The 16640-nt window shown below is 39.9% G+C and carries 15 protein-coding genes; 8 read left to right on the top strand and 7 right to left on the bottom strand.

The features are described from left to right. Positions 1-51: 51 nt before the first annotated feature. Complete coding sequence (locus H5183_RS05005; RefSeq protein WP_145237284.1) at positions 52-297, top strand: hypothetical protein; 246 nt, start codon at positions 52-54, stop codon at positions 295-297. Between the two features lie 134 nt (positions 298-431). Further along, on the top strand, positions 432-1010 hold the full coding sequence (gene smrA / locus H5183_RS05000) for a DNA endonuclease SmrA (RefSeq protein ID WP_145237288.1): 579 nt from the start codon (positions 432-434) through the stop codon (positions 1008-1010). Between the two features lie 30 nt (positions 1011-1040). On the opposite strand, the gene H5183_RS21730 is transcribed toward smrA, so the two are convergent. Both H5183_RS21730 and H5183_RS04995 read right to left on the bottom strand, forming a co-directional pair. Further along, positions 1041-1172 (bottom strand): hypothetical protein, encoded by a 132-nt coding sequence (locus tag H5183_RS21730; protein WP_257325490.1) that lies wholly within the window; start codon positions 1170-1172, stop codon positions 1041-1043. A gap of 98 nt (positions 1173-1270) precedes the next feature. Beyond that, entirely contained in the window at positions 1271-2191 is a 921-nt protein-coding gene (locus H5183_RS04995) for a glyoxylate/hydroxypyruvate reductase A (RefSeq protein WP_182731093.1), read from the bottom strand. Between the two features lie 169 nt (positions 2192-2360). Between H5183_RS04995 and H5183_RS04990 the strand changes: the two genes are divergently transcribed. From H5183_RS04990 to H5183_RS04980, 3 genes are all read left to right on the top strand, one after another. Further along, positions 2361-4073 carry a lysophospholipid acyltransferase family protein gene (locus tag H5183_RS04990; protein ID WP_145237294.1) on the top strand — a complete coding sequence of 571 codons (1713 nt, stop codon included), beginning with the start codon at positions 2361-2363 and terminating at the stop codon, positions 4071-4073. Positions 4074-4236: 163 nt separating this feature from the next. Beyond that, the gene (locus H5183_RS04985) at positions 4237-5850 is read left to right on the top strand and encodes an ATP-binding protein (protein WP_145237297.1); all 1614 of its coding nucleotides are present in this window, start codon (positions 4237-4239) and stop codon (positions 5848-5850) included. Between the two features lie 19 nt (positions 5851-5869). Beyond that, complete coding sequence (locus H5183_RS04980) at positions 5870-6577, top strand: response regulator transcription factor (protein WP_182717074.1); 708 nt, start codon at positions 5870-5872, stop codon at positions 6575-6577. A gap of 123 nt (positions 6578-6700) precedes the next feature. On the opposite strand, the gene H5183_RS04975 is transcribed toward H5183_RS04980, so the two are convergent. From H5183_RS04975 to H5183_RS04965, 3 genes are all read right to left on the bottom strand, one after another. Next, positions 6701-7372, bottom strand: a complete 672-nt coding sequence (locus tag H5183_RS04975; protein WP_182717073.1) for a hypothetical protein — start codon at positions 7370-7372, stop codon at positions 6701-6703. A gap of 227 nt (positions 7373-7599) precedes the next feature. Then, complete coding sequence (dapE, locus tag H5183_RS04970; protein ID WP_182731092.1) at positions 7600-8787, bottom strand: succinyl-diaminopimelate desuccinylase; 1188 nt, start codon at positions 8785-8787, stop codon at positions 7600-7602. A 281-nt stretch (positions 8788-9068) separates the two neighbouring features. After that, complete coding sequence (locus H5183_RS04965) at positions 9069-10487, bottom strand: MATE family efflux transporter (RefSeq protein ID WP_182731091.1); 1419 nt, start codon at positions 10485-10487, stop codon at positions 9069-9071. Between the two features lie 237 nt (positions 10488-10724). Between H5183_RS04965 and H5183_RS04960 the strand changes: the two genes are divergently transcribed. Next, positions 10725-11378, top strand: coding sequence for an OmpW family protein (locus tag H5183_RS04960; protein ID WP_145237312.1), 654 nt, complete (start codon positions 10725-10727; stop codon positions 11376-11378). A gap of 46 nt (positions 11379-11424) precedes the next feature. Here the strand turns inward: H5183_RS04960 and H5183_RS04955 are convergent, their stop codons facing one another. Continuing rightward, positions 11425-11961 (bottom strand): thioesterase family protein, encoded by a 537-nt coding sequence (locus H5183_RS04955; protein ID WP_182731090.1) that lies wholly within the window; start codon positions 11959-11961, stop codon positions 11425-11427. 111 nt (positions 11962-12072) lie between these two features. On the opposite strand from H5183_RS04955, the gene H5183_RS04950 reads away from it, so the two are divergent. Then, entirely contained in the window at positions 12073-12561 is a 489-nt protein-coding gene (locus H5183_RS04950; RefSeq protein ID WP_145237744.1) for a hypothetical protein, read from the top strand. Positions 12562-12588: 27 nt separating this feature from the next. On the opposite strand, the gene tyrR is transcribed toward H5183_RS04950, so the two are convergent. Next, on the bottom strand, positions 12589-14145 hold the full coding sequence (gene tyrR, locus H5183_RS04945) for a transcriptional regulator TyrR (RefSeq protein ID WP_145237318.1): 1557 nt from the start codon (positions 14143-14145) through the stop codon (positions 12589-12591). A 252-nt stretch (positions 14146-14397) separates the two neighbouring features. Between tyrR and H5183_RS04940 the strand changes: the two genes are divergently transcribed. Next, positions 14398-16623: a CapA family protein gene (locus H5183_RS04940; protein ID WP_220496263.1), complete on the top strand. Its 2226-nt coding sequence runs from the start codon at positions 14398-14400 to the stop codon at positions 16621-16623. Positions 16624-16640 lie beyond the last annotated feature (17 nt).

Genomic DNA, 16640 nt, shown 5'->3' with positions numbered 1-16640 from the left:
ATATCAACATAATGGCGCTCCTTTTTTCAACACTTGAACAACGATACAACCATGCTAAACGAGCTAGATTGGCTTTTAAATATTATCCTGTTAGCCCTAGGATTAGGGGCGTTTTTTATCAATCAATTAACAATACTGCGTGTAGCGGCGATCAGCGCCTGTGCTTTACTGTTTTTGTCATTTAGCTTGGATTTAATGTCGTCGAGTGTTATTTCAAACATGAGTTTAGTGTTGATAAACACGTTTTACTTGTTCAAGGTTTATACCTTTGGGCAATTAAATGTGCCGCAAAATTAATATCTCTCCCTAGATAATTTTATGTACCCTACCGGGCTTTGCTCGGTAGGGTATTTTTTTGCGCGAATAGAACTTGGGCAGCAAAATGAACTAAGTTAAAATCATCGGCGTATTATGCTACTTTGGGTATCACTATGCCTTTAACTGACTCTGATTTATTTTTAACGTCTATGGAAGACGTTGCTCGCCTAGATCACGATACGATCGAACCATCACAACACTTAACTGGCCCCTCTTTAGCCCAGCAACAAAAACGCAAAGCCGCAGAATTAAATTTAAACATCGATGAAAATTATCTACGTAGTGAATTAGTCGAGCTATTAGAGCCTAATGCACTATTGAGTTATAAAAATGCGGGAGTGCAAGATGCTGTATTTAAAAATCTTCGATTAGCTAAGTATCAGCTTGATGCGACACTTGACTTACATGGCCAAACACTAAAAAACGCACGCCAAGCCTTATTTGAATTTATAACTGATTGCCAAAAACGTAATATTCGTGTGGTAGTGATCCGCCACGGCACTGGTATCAAAAACAAAAAGACCCCTGGGGTGTTAAAAAGTTATACCAATAAATGGCTACAAGAAATTGACTGCGTATTAGCCTTTCATAGTGCACTTAGGCATCATGGTGGCAGTGGTGCAAGCTATGTGTTAATTAAAAAAAGTGATGAGAAGAAGAGTGAGAACCGGGAGCGTCATAGTAAACGCTAACCCGGCTTCGTTATCAATTGTTGGTTCTATTTATTCTGTTTGGCTTTGTAAAACAGGAGCTTGTTCACTTGCATTAGCTTGATTAAACCATGCAGACACACCCATTAAGACCACTGAAATAACGATAATACTAAATTTAACGCCTGTTTGATGCTGTTTCATTGTACACCTTATTATTATTGTTAGTGTTTTTTGAGTTAACTAGACTAACTAAAATTACAGATGTTAACAAGATGTACTACGCTATTGTCGCTGAACTTTTAATAACCTTTTGTTCTATCAACCTGATTATTTAATTTAAGGCCTGTTTTCATACGTTGTACATTATTAGCAATCTGCTGCGTTACAGTTTTCAGATCAGACAATGCCGCGCAATGGGGAGTCATTGTAACCGCTGAATGATGCCAAAAAGGATGCTCTGCAGCTAATGGCTCTTGTGCAAAAACATCCAATGTTGCTCCTCTTATAATTTGATTATCTAATGCCCAAAGTAAATCGTCTGCAACGACGTGCTGGCCTCGCGCTACATTGATGAGCACGGCATGACTTGGTAGCTGCATTAATAAGTTGCGATTAATAAAGCCCTTCGTTTGCGTGGTTAGTGGTAATAAACACACGAGATAATCAGCCTGTGCTAACAAACTTGGTAATTCACTTACTTGATGAATACAATTTACTTCGGGTATATTTTTAGGGCTTTGTGAAAATGCACTTACGGTAAAATTATTAGCCAGTAAACGTTTAGCGCAGCTTTGTCCTAACTCACCAAAACCTAAAATCACAACATGATTATGACTATAAGCGCGTTTTGGCAGCCATTGTCGTTGTTGTTGCTTAATCACATAGTCTTTAAGCCTTAACTTATGCGCTAAAATATGGGTAAGCACATACTCTGCCATATCATGAGCTAAATTTTCATCAACGATGCGTGTCACAATGACATTGTCAGGGAGTAAGTTTAAATCAATGCTATCGACCCCTGCGCCAAATGAAGAAACTACTTTTAAATTCGGTAGTTGTGCCCACATATCTGCAGGTGCCAGCCAAGCAAGCACAAATTCAACATCCTCTAAGTTATCACAGTCTGGCCACTGTGAAATTTTTACACCTGGTAATTTAGTCGCTAACGCAGTAATAATTTTACTGCAATCACGTCCACTAATCGCAACGAGTACGCTCATGTTATGCCTATAGAGTTGTTGATTTGCAAAGAGTATAACCTTTGTTAAAACATTTAATCTAATCGAATTACTGCTCGGCTCTTTAAAAAGTCACACAACTGCAACCTAATTGTCATGGCAAGCTTTTACTCTGGCGATATATTGATCACCATATGCAAACGAGGTAATTATGATCAGTGTTGATAAAGTAATCGCAGCAAATCTACCACAATTAGAAAACTCACCTAAAGTAAAAAGTTTAGTTAAAAAAGGGTTAGGTTATTTGCTTCACGAACAAGAATTTGTTGCATTTGGTGATGCCTACCCGCACTTACAAGGCATTGAGTTTGTTGAGCAAGTGTTGGATGAACTAGATTTTGATACTCGCTACAAGCCAAAGCAGATTGAGAATATTCCTAGTGAGGGTAAGTTAGTTATTGTTGCTAACCACCCTATTGGCTCTTTAGATGCACTGGCATTAATTAAAGTATTATCAAGTGTTCGTAAGGATTTAAAGGTCGTTGCCAATCGCATGTTAATGTCAGTTACGCCAATGCACTCATTATTACTGCCGGTCGATAATTTATCGGGTGACAGTAAAAAGCAAGAACTCAATAATATCCACCAGCACCTTAAAGAAGCTGGGGCCATTCTCATTTTCCCAGCAGGTGAAGTGTCGCGTTTAAGCCCTACCGGAATTAAAGATTGCAAGTGGAATAGTGGTTTTTTACGGATCGCAAAAAAAGCCAATGCGCCAATTTTACCGATTTTTATTAAAGCCAAAAATAGCCCACTTTTTTATGGCACATCGATGATTTACAAGCCTTTAGCGAGTTTATTACTGGTTAAAGAAATGTTTAAACAACGACAAAAATCATTAGAGTTTGAAATTGGCGCATCGATACCTCCAGAGTCTTATTTAATTGAAAACCTTAAAGACAAAGAAGTAGTCAATCTGATCCGTAAGCAGCTTTATGCACTTACCTCAAAGAAAACCTTACCGCTTAAAACACAAGCACCCATCGCCTCCTCAGAATGCCGCAAGGAACTAAAAAAAGCCATCGAACAGTGTGAGCTATTAGGCACAACTCAAGACGGCATGCAGATATACCTTTATCAATATCAAGGCAGCTCAGCGATTTTCAGAGAGCTTGGCCGGTTACGAGAGATTTCGTTTCGCACTGTTGGTGAAGGCAGTGGTAAGCGTCGTGATATTGATAAGTACGATATGGATTATCAGCACTTGGTTTTATGGGACGGCTCACAACTTGAATTGGTTGGCGCATACCGACTTGCTTGTGCTCAAGCTATTATTGATAAACACGGCCGCAAAGGTTTATATACTGATAGCTTATTTTCTTACAGTGATGCAATGACTCCTTACTTTGCTGCAGGTATTGAACTGGGTCGCAGCTTTGTACAACCTAAATACTGGGGTCGTAAAAGTCTTGATTATTTATGGTATGGGATTGGCGCGTTTGTGAAAAATTATCCTCAGTATCGCTACCTCTATGGCGCAGTCAGTGTCTCTAACGCGTTGCCAGAACCAGCCAAAGCCATGTTAGTTCATTATTATCAGCATTATTACGGCGCTAAGCAGGTTATAGCTACACCTAATAATGAGTTCAAACTCACAGAGCAGCAACTCATACAGTGCGCAAATCTATTTAGCGGTGATGATGTCAAAGAAGACTTTGTTGAGCTCAAACATGTGCTCGCAAACATGGGTGCCCAAGTACCCACTTTATTTAAACAATACACCGAACTATGTGAGCCTGGCGGCGTACAGTTTTTAAGTTTTAGTGTTGATCCTGATTTCAATAATTGTATTGATGGCTTAGTGCTTGTTGATCTTGAAAAAGTAAAAGAAGGCAAAGCAAAAAGATATTTAGGAAAGAACTAAGAACGCAAAGGTGTATAAAATAAGGACGACCAGCCATCTAGCTTATTTACTAAACCTACTTTTGATCCGTAACGTGAATTTGCGTTCGCTGTATGCTATCAAAAGTAGTTTTTATGTGCAGATATGATAAAGTGGTTGTACACAAATTGTTGACAGAACAGCTATGAAAAGGTCCCTGCTATTTTTATCTTTTATCATTATTTTTTCGGTAGTTAGCATTCAATTATTGGTGATACCTCATTTTGAAAGTAACGTCAGGTACCCTACTGAAAAATGGGCTTTAGAGTTTTTAACATCAGGCTCTACGGATCTTCTTGCACAACAATTACAATCCATACCTAAACACCAGAGAATGGCCTACTTACAAAACATACAAGCTAATTTTGGCTTTGAACTTACTTTACAAGACTATCAACAAAGTGATTTTTCAAGTGAGCAACAATCTTGGCTCGCAGAGGATAAAATTTGGGGTGATCCGCAAACAGATTTAGCATATCGAAAAATAGATGACGAACAGCTATTAGTAATTGTAAAACCCAATACGGTTCCTAAGCATCTGATCAACGAAGCGCAACGTTGGATGATGGGCTCTTTTTACCTACTGAATAATATGCTGATGCAACACCCACAGCAGAGCTGGCCGTCGATAATTGATTCGCTCAGTGATGATTTTACATATCCCGTTGCACTGATGACATTGAGTGAGTTAACTTACACAGAGCAACAAATAGCCCAATTAAAAACAGGAGCTATTGTGACCATATCAACTGCGGATTCTGATTTTATTGGCTATCCCGCCGACATTGCCGTACAGCGCATCAAAAATAGCGATAAAGTAATTGTACTTGGCCCTTTTAGCCCTCAACTAAAGGGCAAAGTGGTGTACATGTTAAGTATCTTTTATTTTATATTCGGCTTTTTTCTGCTTATACCAATTATAATATGGTTAATTCCTGGCTGGCGCTCTATGTTATCGCTCAATAAAGTGGCGATATTACTTGGACAAGGTAAATTTGATGCTCGCGCTAAGCTAATTCGTTTTAGCCATCTAAACCACTTGTCCAAAACGTTTAATACCATGGCCGAAAAAATACAACGCCTTATCTCTTCTCATAAAACTCTGATCAATGCTGTATCACATGAATTGCGAACTCCCATCGCACGCATTGAATTCAATGTTGAATTACTTAGAAATAGTACAACCAATGACTATCAACTAGGGCAACTAGAGCGGATTGAATTATCTTTGAATGAACTAAATTCATTAGTATCAGAAATGCTTACACATGCTCGATTTGAGCGCGAAATACCCACTCTTACATTTGCAACCGTTGAACTTAATCATTGGATAAAACAAGAGTTAATCTGTTGGCAAGAAGCCAACCCTGATACTGAGATTGTTTTACTTGAACAAGGCGCTTGCCATGCAATGATTGATAAGTTTTATATGAGCCGTGCATTAAGTAATTTAATGCGCAATGCCATAGCGTATGGAAGAAACCATATTCAAGTAAGCTATGAACAAACCGCAAAAGGCTGGCTGATTTGTGTTGCTGATAACGGTGATGGTATTCCTTTACCCTGTGCTGAGAAGGTATTTGAACCATTCTATCGAGAAGATCAAAGTCGTAATTTGCAAGTCGGTGGAACCGGACTAGGCCTTGCAATCGTTAAACAAATTTTAGGCTGGCATGAAGGAACCGCGAGTGTTGAGCCATCCAGCTTAGGTGGTGCATGTTTCATACTAAATTGGCCAGCCAAACGCACACATCGATAATCCACATAGAGAACAAGAAATGAAAACAAAGATTTTAGTGGTAGAAGATGATTTACCGCTTGCTGAGTCAATTCAAGAGTATTTAACGATTGAAGGCTATCAGGTTGAAATAGAATCAAATGGCGAGCATGCGGTCTCCCGTATTCTTCAGTGGCAGCCAGCTCTGGTGCTGCTTGACGTTATGTTACCGAACAAGGATGGCTTAACGGTATGCCGCGAAGTAAGGCAGTCATACAGCGGCTATATTTTGATGTTTACTGCACGAGAAGAAGAAATTGATCAGGTTGTAGGGCTTGAAATTGGTGCCGACGATTATTTATTAAAGCCGGTGAAACCTCGCTTACTACTGGCAAAAATTAAAGCTTTTTTAAGACGTGGACATCCCACAGATCCACTCGCCATAAAGCCACAAACGAAAGAGTCTATAACGTTTGGGCAATTAATCATTAATACGCACAACCGAACTGTCTCTTTAGCAACGCAACATATCCAGCTCACAGACGGCGAATATGACCTACTGCTACTGCTTGCTAAAAATGCAGGAGTTATTCTGTCACGTAGTGACATTGTTGAAAAAATAAAAGGTTATCACTATGATGGAATTGAACGTGGTGTTGATAATCATATTAGCCAGTTACGCAAGAAGCTCGGTGATAATGCGCGTAACCCAATAAAAATTAAGACTATCCGTTCCAAAGGCTACTTATTTGTAGTTAGTGCGTGGTAGTTCTAGGTGGATATGGCGCTATATCTCCAACATGGGAGTAGCGCCTTTGAGAGACTTGAACTGTGGATAATACATCTATCTCAGCAACTATTTCACACTAACCAGAGGAGTTTTAATCTAAAGTTATTCTTCAGCCATTACTCGTTTACCATTACTATCGACAACTAATAAATATGAAGCGCCAAAATTACCCGCACATAAATCGATAGCCTGATTGGCAACTTTTAGGCCATTAGCACAATTACTCACCGCTAAGAACGCTGTGACACTGCCCTTTTTTGTAGTTAATACTTTTTTATCATCAATTGACACATCATACTCGCCGTTGGCAAATAAACGCACATTAAATACATCTGCAGTATTGTTTTGTTTTTTATCAATGACAGACAAAGCCCGCTTACCTGAAGATTGCCAAGCAATTACCCATAAATCGTCGTTATTACTCAAGGTTGTATTTATGCGTTCCTCTTTATTCGCATTGATACTATCTTTAACTCCCAAGTTAATCATGTTATTGATTACTTTATAACTGTAGTTATAGCGACTACCCACAGCATTGGCCTCTACATCGCCCGCAGCGATATTATCACTATCGAATAAACCACTGTAGCCGGTGCTAATACTCCTTTTTTTGACATGAAAGTCAGCCATATAATCCAATGAATTTATGAAAGACATATTTGCTTGATGGGTTAATTTATCATCTAATTCATCCGTGCTTTCACCACATCCACTTAAAGCAGCTGCCACACCAAACAACAGTGCAATACTAAATCCTTTATTACTGGTGCTCATAACAATCTCCATAATGTTTAATTTTATCAACGCTAAAAACCGCACTAAACGCTGTTATTACTTTAATAATTTTTTATAAATCAATTACTAAGTATTTTATTTCGAATAGCGAAATTTACTGAAAAAATGTTAGCATATCCTTTACGATACATCTCTCAGCGCTTGTCGGACATTGTCAGAAATTGTCTGTTTATAATGAACAGTTTAATGATAGCCTTGCGTTATAGTCAGCTGATACGGCTAAATACCTGCTCTAAAAGCTGTGTATATATTTTCTCAATTTTTAGTAAGTCATTAATAGGCACATGCTCGTTAACTTGGTGGATGGTATTATTTCGTACCCCGCATTCAATCACTTGGGTGTAATCATTGGCAAAAAACCGCCCATCAGAAGTTCCGCCACTGGTACTTAATAAAGGATAACTGCCTGTCACATTAAAAATAGCTTGTTCAACTTGAGTCAATAAACAGCGACGCGTTTGATGACTCGTATAAAAAGGCTCACACGGACGCTCCCATTCCACACTCAGCAAAGCTTGTAAATCGTCTAACGCGAATTGAATCTCATTTTTTATATCACTGCTTTTATAACCATGGCTATAACGAATATTAAATGTCATTTCACATCGTGCTGGCACCATGTTATCGACAACATTAGCAATATTAATCCCGGTTATTTGCAAGCTCGTATGTGAACTTGGCTCGTCACGCTGCCAAGTTATGCTAGTCAAGCGCTTGATTACTTCTGCACTAAGATGAGCTGCATTGATGGTGTTTTCTGGATAAGCAACATGCCCTGCTTTGCCGTTGATCACTAACCGCGCAGACAGTGCACCTCGACGGCCATTTTTGATTGTATCACCAACATGCAAATGACTGGTTGGCTCGCCGACAATGCAGCCGTCAAGTTGGATGCCCTGTTGCGCTAAACGCTCGGCAATCAGTAGTGAACCATATTCCGCTTCCCCTTCTTCATCAGAGGTGATCAACCAGTAAAAAGTACCTTTTTTTGCGGCTACGTTAGCCAGTAATGCACGACTGGCACATAACATGGCGGCAACGCCCCCTTTCATATCAGCAGCGCCTCGGCCATAAATCGCGCCATCAATAATATCACCTGAAAATGGTTCTGCTCGCCACGCTCCTCCAGATGCGGGGACCACATCAATATGCCCCGAAAAAGCATAGCGTGGCCCATCACCAAAGCTTACTTTAGCTATTAAGTTAGTAACATTATTAAAGGTAAACTGTTCACAGTTAAAGCCAAGGTCTGTTAACTGCTTTGCTAACCAGTCTATTGCCCCGGCTTGCTGTGGCGTAACAGATTTAAATTGGATCAGCTTTTGAAGGTAACTGACCACAGTATCAGTGTGGATTGCATCATTCGTGGTGTGAGATTGGATAGCTAAAGTCATAATTAACACCCTTATTAAGAGAGAGTGTATTCATTACAACCTGAATTTATGACCGCTTTATGAAACACGGATTATACTAATCGTTTTAAGTTACTGACCATTTATAGCGACAGAAAAATACAGTGATAACAAGGCAGAGATTTTGACATGTAGTTGTTCTCGGCAATTGCTCCTGCATTGCTCTACCTCTTGCATCCATGCAGTCGTACATGAAAAATTACTAACGCAGTTAGCGCTTTATTTAGCGCGCTAGAATGGTTAAATATTTAAGTCGATTGGTATTAGTGTGCACCTTCTTCGATGAATGCTTCTTGGCTGACTTTAGCGATATCTTTATCATCTTTGGTCAATTTTGTTTGTTGCCAACGACCACGACAAAACCACAAATACGATAGCGATGCGACGATCACATTGGTGACAGCAAACGAGTACCAAATGCCGTGATCGCCCAGATGTGTGTGTTTTGACAAAATATACGCCACCGGAAATTGTACTACGCATTGAGAAAACAGCGCCAACAACATCGCATTAAGCATGTTCCCTGATGCTCTAAATGCAGCCACCACACATAATTGCACGCCTATTCCGCCCCAAGTTAAGCACATAACACGAATAAACTGTGCGCCTTTGGCTATCACACCTTGATCATCGGGGATAAAAAATGCCACTAAGTAAGGTGCAAATATAAATGCAATCGCCCCAATAAAAGACAAACCACATAATCCCCAAAGTACCGCCAACTTAGTAATTTGCGATGCTCGTTGCGGGTTACCTGCGCCCATATTCTGTCCAACTAAGGTCGACACAGCCATCGAGAGTCCCATAGCCGGGATCATCACCATCTGTAATATATTTGAACCAACACCATAAGAAGCAATGGTTTGAGTGCCAAAACTAGCCACTAAAAAAGACATGATAATCAAACCAAATGCACGCGCTGACAACTCCACAGAGCCTGGTGCACCTAAATAAAACGCTTGTTTGATATAACTGTAATCAGGAATGAAACTTGATAATTTTAGCTTAATACCATGGCGACCACGCATAAAAATAACAATGCCAGCAATGGCTGCCAAACTTTGTGTCACCAATGTAGCCAGCGCTGCCCCCATCACCCCAAGACCTGTAAAGCTGCCATAACCAAAAATAAATAATGGATCGAGTACAAAGTTTAGCAACACGGTTACGGAAACAATGATCAGTGGCACCTTGGTTTGGCCAATACCCCGCATTAAGGCTTGAAACATGGCATAAATAAATACAAATACCACACCCACAAATGACACATGCATAAATTTTAAAGCATCGTTATAAACGGCATCTTCAACACCCAGTAAATGTAAAAAGTAAGGAGATAGCAAATAACCGATAATTCCTAAACAAATGGCCGTCACAGTCACCATTAACACTGTTTGTGCGGCCACATGGTTTACTTTATCTTGCTGGCCAGCCCCCATATATTGCGCTGACAAAATAGCCCCCGCCATCGCAAGTCCAGAGCCAATCGCAATCACTAAAAAAGTCACTGGCATACTTACTGACACCGCTGCAACTTGTGCCGCCCCTAGACGACCAACCCAGAACGCATCGGTTAATTGATAGGCAGATTGTAAAATATTGATAAGAATAATAGGAACTGCAAGTTTTAACAGTGCTTTGCTAATAGAGCCAGACAGAAAAAGATGGTTGGTTTCGTTCATTGTATACCCTTGCTTTAAGCAGCAATTATAACTTATTTTCCTGACCTATTGATGAATAGCAATAAAAAAGAGTGCACTGTCAATCGATTTTAAACGTCAATTAAGTAAACCTTAATCTAAATCAAACAAACGCTGCGCCGTTTTATACGCTGTTATAAAGCTTGATCTAGAACAGTTTTTTATTTTTTTTTTGGCTGATAATAACGCCAATTCAAAAAGTAGTTCTCGGAGAACAGCATGAAAAAACAACTTAGCGCAGCGTTACTCACCTCACTTTTAATCGCATCTCCTTTCGCCAGTGCAAACTTAAGCGTTAATGTCGGTGCTATTAATGTTAACCCTGACAATAGCAGCTCAGCGATCAATGAAGATCCAAGTTTAGGCTTAAAAGGTAGCTCGGATACACAACTGGGTATTACAGTTGACTATGCATTTAACGATCAGTGGGTTCTAGAATTGGTTGCTGCAACACCCTTTTCTCATGAAGTTAATGGCACCGGTGGTTTAGCTGGCAATAAAATAGCTGATATTAAGCAATTACCGCCGTCACTAATCGCTCAGTACCACTTTTTAGAAAGTACTTCAGCATTTCGCCCATTCGTTGGTGTAGGTATTAACTACACAGTGTTTTTTGATGAGCAACCTTCTACAGCGCTAAAAACAGTACTGGGCACCAACGACGTTGAAGTAAAGCTTGATAACTCATTTGGTTTTGTAGCTCAAGCAGGCTTTAACTATATGCTAGATCAAAACTGGGGCGTACATGCGATGGTATCAATCATGGATATTGAAACCGATGCAACTGTTTATGCCGATGGTAAACAAGCTCTTACTTCAACAGTAAAAATTGATCCTGTAGTTGCCATGTTAGGGGTTAAATACGCTTTTTAAACATACTCTAAAAAGGCCTAACGACCTTTTATCAGTGTATGTAAATTCAACTGGGAAGATTTGTTATTTTTTTCTGCTCTAACATTTCTTTCCAGTGCATAATTTCCGTAGGTAATATAGGCACAATACCATCAAAGTTTACCGCCTCTAGCATTTCTTCTACGCTGACGACACCTCGCTTGCGCTTAAACACACCTCTTACATAGGCGATCGCATGCAAGCCACGCTCGGAATGAAATTTTTGCTCAATATAAAAATACTTATGATCCCAACCAACTAAGCGCGTGCTAATGGTATATCGTTGCATTGGCTTAATATCACGAATATAAGTGATGGCCGTGGCGTTAACGATAGGAAACCAACGTTTTTTCATAATCGTTTCAAGCAAGCCAACTCGCTCAGTCATCCAAGTGCGAGCTAAATCCATCATTGCTAAATAACGAGAGTTAGTAAGATGTAAATTAATATCACAATCACTTGGCAGCGCTTTGTAATCTATATCCACAGTGTCTAACAATGATTGATAATCACGGTTACGTTTGATTTTAAAAAATAATAATAAAAGACGAAAATATAAGTTCACAATAAAGGTCTTACCAGTTAACAATTTTGTGAGTGTAGCATAGCGTATTGCATTGGAGAATATTCTGCTCTACTCTGAAATTCTCTGATTATAAATAATAGTAGAAAAATGATGAAAAAATCAGTTTCTTATTTGAGTATGGTATTTGCATTGATGAGTACCAGCGCGATGGCCGACTTTAACTATCCAGGCGAAGGAGACGTACGTTATCCAACTGGGGTTGAAAAGCCGTTTCAATTTGGGTTTGCTTGGCAGCAACAAAATAGCAAGTTTACTATAGGTAAAAAAAGCTATGATATGCAATTACCTGAATCCTATTCCATTGCTATTACTTTAGCAAAAGACGACCAACAAGTGTGGGTGCAAGAATTTAATAATGGCTTTATTGAAGGATTCAGCTGGGAAATTGGCGAACACACAATCAAACTTGAAAAACGTCAATATAAAGGCGCGGTAAAAGGGGATTATGTTATCAGTTTAGATAACAAAGATTACTTTTTTGCCCGTAATAACATCAGTATCTTAATTAAGTTCACCGCTGAAGGTATCGATACTGTCGCTATTGACGGTGTAACCAAAGATATGGGTACTAAGCAATAGTACCCAATACTGTTGATTTGAGTCAGTTTACACTTTTACCGTTTTACGATTAATGCCGTAATCACGTAGCTTATTTGCAACTGCGGTATGACTTAACCCTAAACGCTTAGCCAATTGTCTCGAACTTGGGTAAGCAGGGTACAACTTACGTAATAATGTAGCCTCAAAACGCTTTACAGCTTGATCGAGCGAGCCCTCAAAATCAGACTCCAAGTACCCTAAATCATGGGTAAATGCAGGTAATTGTAAATGCTCAACACGTAGCTCGTTATCATCTAATAACGAGACCGCACGGTATATCGCATTTTCTAATTGGCGGACATTGCCCGGCCAAGGATAATCTTGTAAAAACGACAAACACTCTGCAGATAGTTCCGGAATTGCATGACCATTTTGCTGCGCATATTTTTGAATAAAATGTTCTGCAAGTGGCCCTACATCAGCTTTACGATCACGTAGTGGAGCAATTTCTAAAGTCAGTACATTGATCCGATAGTATAAATCTTCTCTAAACGTACCCTCTTGTACCATCGCGGGTAAATCTTTTTGCGTGGCGGCGATAATGCGTACATTTACTTTTACTTCGTTCTCATCGCCAACTTTGCGAAATGTGCCATCTTGTAAAAAGCGCAGTAACTTAGTTTGAAGTTGGGTAGACATTTCACCCACTTCATCTAAAAATACCGTGCCACCATCCGCTTGCTCTAACACGCCGCGTTTTGGCGCTGCATTTTCTTCATAACCGGCATAACCAAATAATTCAGACTCAGCAACATCATCAGGCAGTGAAGCGCACGATAAAGCGATAAAAGGTTTCACAGAACGATTAGATGCATAGTGACAAGCGCGTGCCAGTAACTCTTTGCCGGTACCGGTTTCACCAGTGATAAGTATCGGAGCTTCAAGTTGCGCCATTTTACGCGCTTCACGAACCACACGACGCATCGCAGTGCTAAAGTTGTGAATAGTTGCAAAGCTTTCTTGACCATAACGACGAAACGCACTTACCTGCTGACCTAAACGGCTTTGTGATTTAATGTTGATCACCGCACCGGCCAATACATCACCTTCATTGCCTTGTGGTACTGCGATTGGCAAGATATCCGCGATAAAATCTTCACCAGCCACCTCAACCCGGGTTGTTTGTCCCAGTACTTCTTTGCCTTCTAACCAACGGGTAAAGTTAAAGCCTTTCAATAGATTATTAATATTTGAACCAATAACTTCTTTTTCAGTTAACTGTAAGTCTTTACATGCAGCATCGTTGCAAAGCCTTACCCAACCTTTGGCATCAATTGAGATCACACCATCTGGTAGCGCACGCAACAATGTGTTGAGCTCATTATGCTCACGCTCAGAAGGTAAAAAAGCGGTGGTACGTACATCCTGTACACCATCAATTAATCGAATTGAGGGCATGATTTTTTGAAACTGCTCAAATTCAATCGGCGGAAAACTCACATACATACGACAGTTAATTGAATCAACTTCAATACCTTTTAAATCAACGCGATAGTTGACTAAAATATTGAGTATTTCTTGAGCAATACCGATGCGGTCTGCACAATGGATATCTAAACGCATTTCACCCTCAAAAAGAGAAAACCTACTATGTCGCAAATAATACGCTAACTACCCATCGCTGGGTAGTCTATTGTAAAGATTTTTGGACAAATGATACTAACCATTATTGCAAAGACTTTTTATGGCAACTGACTATAATTTAGTATGAATGATATTAGAAAAATTCAAATACTTGGCTAATATCATTTCCACAAAAAATCCGTATAATGAAAACGTATTAAAAAATGTAACTACAGTGATAACGAGGCTTGTTTGAAAATTAAAAAATATAAACTCTTTTCTATTCTCTGCTTAGCCCTAATTATCGCTGGCTGTAAGGTTGAAGACCCCTATGATACAGGCGAAACACAAGCCCAAAAGAGCGATGCACAACTGCGCGATGATTATTTAAAAAAAACGTTTAATGGTGTAATCACAATAACCGATCAGCAAGCTAATAGTGTGGCTGGCATCATGGTTGAGTTTGCAGGACAGCAGTATCAAACAAATGCCAGTGGGCAAATTAATTACTCAGGTATTACAACAGGTAACCATCGGTTAATGATCGCTGATGAAAGTTACTTCCCTGCTGTCGCTACAGTCAAAATTACTGCTGATAACACTCAGCAACAGCTGACCCTAACAGCTAAGAGTAGTAACTCGGTTAGCCTGCTATTTGCTGGCGATACTATGTTTGCACGACGCTTTTTAGATCCCTCTTTGGCAACTATGACGGCTGCGATCCCTGATGTCGCAGGGGCACTTATTCGTCCAGCAACAGCCAGTGAAAATGCTCAAGCATTAACACATTTTGTCGCACCATTTTTTCAAGCTGCTGATTTTTCATCAGTAAACTTAGAGACACCGATAACAAGTAGTCCTGAAGCAGCACATCCAACAAAAGAGTTTAGCTTTTTTTCATTACCTGAGACGCTAGATGGGATCAAAGCCATTGGTATTGATTACGTCGCACTAGGAAATAATCATGTGTATGACTTTTTAGAAGATGGCCTCAATGATACTTTGCTTGAAGTAGATAGCGCTGGCCTTGCTCACAGTGGCGCAGGGAAAAACATAGCCAGTGCTTACCAAGCAAAGTTCATGGATGTGGGAACACTCACGTTAGGACTTTTTTCAGCGACCTCCATTACAGGTAAAGAACATGCAATTACCTATGTTACCGATGCCACAAAAGGCGGTGCCGCAGATTTAACAGAAACAGAATTAGTCTCCAACTATCTTAATGATGCAGTGCAAAATAGTGATTATGTAATTGCCCAAATGCATGGTGGTGATGAATACACTTATCAACCCAGCGGTTACATTAAAGGCAGGTTTAATTCTTTATCCAAACAACAAACCAATTTATTAGTTGCTCATCATCCGCATATTGCCCAAGGCTTTGCAGTTTTTAATGGCGTACCTGCCATTTTAGGCTTAGGCAATTTTGTGTTTGACCAAGACCGCTTAGAAACGCTGCTTGGCGTTGCGGTGTTAGTAAATGTAGACAAAGATGCATCTCCTATGACGAAGCGCGCTTTTGCTTACCCTATTTATGTTGAAGGGTATCAGCCTAAATTTACCAATGGTTTTTTGAGTGATTATTTATTACGACGTCTGGCTGAGTTTTCTGATAATAACATTACCTTGATCCCACGAGATGGTTATGCCGATGTATTTTTCACCGCAGATCAAGCGACTGTTTCTCAGCACACGGAAACAGTTACAGTTACCCCAAATCAAAGCATTCTAGATTTACGCAACTTTGCTCCATCAACAAAAGCATTTTTATCTAAACTTGAAATCATTGACGGATCGCCAAGTGATGTCACTTTAGGGCGCGATTTAATGATTTTCGGTGACTTTGAAGATTGGGATAACGATGATGAACAACTAGAAGTTGCTCGTTGGGATCACACCGGCGACAGCGTAACGCCTTGCTTAAGTGGTGCTCGTTCAGGCGCGCAAGGCTTATGCTCTGCTCGCACCCAGTTTGATAACACGCCATCGCTGCTCCCATTTAGACAAACCATTCGTGCAATGGAATTACCTAATGATGATGGCTCAATTGATGTCTTCAAGGAGTTTAGTTTGTTTGGTTACAGTAAAGCTGAAAACGCCGGAAAACTAGACGCAAAAATAGTTTATACCACCGCTGAGGATGGCCTTGAATTTTCTACTCAATTGGTCGATATTGAACCGGCTGGTAACCATGACTGGCAAGCCTTAAACTATGACTTTTCACTGCCTTCTGACGACTTAACACTTGGCCCAGAAAAGTTACCACCGCGCGGTATTAAAGTTACCTTGCGTCACTTTGCGCCAAATAGTGGCGAAGCAAGCTTGGCGTTGGATGATATGGCAATGATTTCATGGCAACAAAAAGTAAACTTCACTGATACGATGTGGCGCACGGATAAAATCCATGGATTTGACTTTTTACGTTTAAATGCAACGTCTTCTGTTACGTTTAAACTAACGTATAGCACCTTTAATTAATCTCTATTCTATTTTGG

This window comes from Pseudoalteromonas sp. SR44-8 (genome assembly GCF_014163635.1).
Lineage (GTDB): Bacteria > Pseudomonadota > Gammaproteobacteria > Enterobacterales > Alteromonadaceae > Pseudoalteromonas > Pseudoalteromonas rhizosphaerae.
This window is presented reverse-complemented; position numbering and strand designations above follow the sequence as displayed.

Excerpts from the sequence above, each read along its gene's own strand:
- smrA (WP_145237288.1), top strand. The coding sequence starts at position 432 with ATGCCTTTAACTGACTCTGATTTATTTTTAACGTCTATGGAAGACGTT.
- H5183_RS05005 (WP_145237284.1), top strand. The coding sequence starts at position 52 with ATGCTAAACGAGCTAGATTGGCTTTTAAATATTATCCTGTTAGCCCTA.
- dapE (WP_182731092.1), bottom strand. The coding sequence starts at position 8,787 with ATGACTTTAGCTATCCAATCTCACACCACGAATGATGCAATCCACACT.
- H5183_RS04990 (WP_145237294.1), top strand. The coding sequence starts at position 2,361 with ATGATCAGTGTTGATAAAGTAATCGCAGCAAATCTACCACAATTAGAA.
- H5183_RS04960 (WP_145237312.1), top strand. The coding sequence starts at position 10,725 with ATGAAAAAACAACTTAGCGCAGCGTTACTCACCTCACTTTTAATCGCA.
- H5183_RS04995 (WP_182731093.1), bottom strand. The coding sequence starts at position 2,191 with ATGAGCGTACTCGTTGCGATTAGTGGACGTGATTGCAGTAAAATTATT.
- H5183_RS04980 (WP_182717074.1), top strand. The coding sequence starts at position 5,870 with ATGAAAACAAAGATTTTAGTGGTAGAAGATGATTTACCGCTTGCTGAG.
- H5183_RS04985 (WP_145237297.1), top strand. The coding sequence starts at position 4,237 with ATGAAAAGGTCCCTGCTATTTTTATCTTTTATCATTATTTTTTCGGTA.
- H5183_RS04975 (WP_182717073.1), bottom strand. The coding sequence starts at position 7,372 with ATGAGCACCAGTAATAAAGGATTTAGTATTGCACTGTTGTTTGGTGTG.
- H5183_RS21730 (WP_257325490.1), bottom strand. The coding sequence starts at position 1,172 with ATGAAACAGCATCAAACAGGCGTTAAATTTAGTATTATCGTTATTTCA.
- H5183_RS04965 (WP_182731091.1), bottom strand. The coding sequence starts at position 10,487 with ATGAACGAAACCAACCATCTTTTTCTGTCTGGCTCTATTAGCAAAGCA.
- H5183_RS04950 (WP_145237744.1), top strand. The coding sequence starts at position 12,073 with ATGAAAAAATCAGTTTCTTATTTGAGTATGGTATTTGCATTGATGAGT.
- tyrR (WP_145237318.1), bottom strand. The coding sequence starts at position 14,145 with ATGCGTTTAGATATCCATTGTGCAGACCGCATCGGTATTGCTCAAGAA.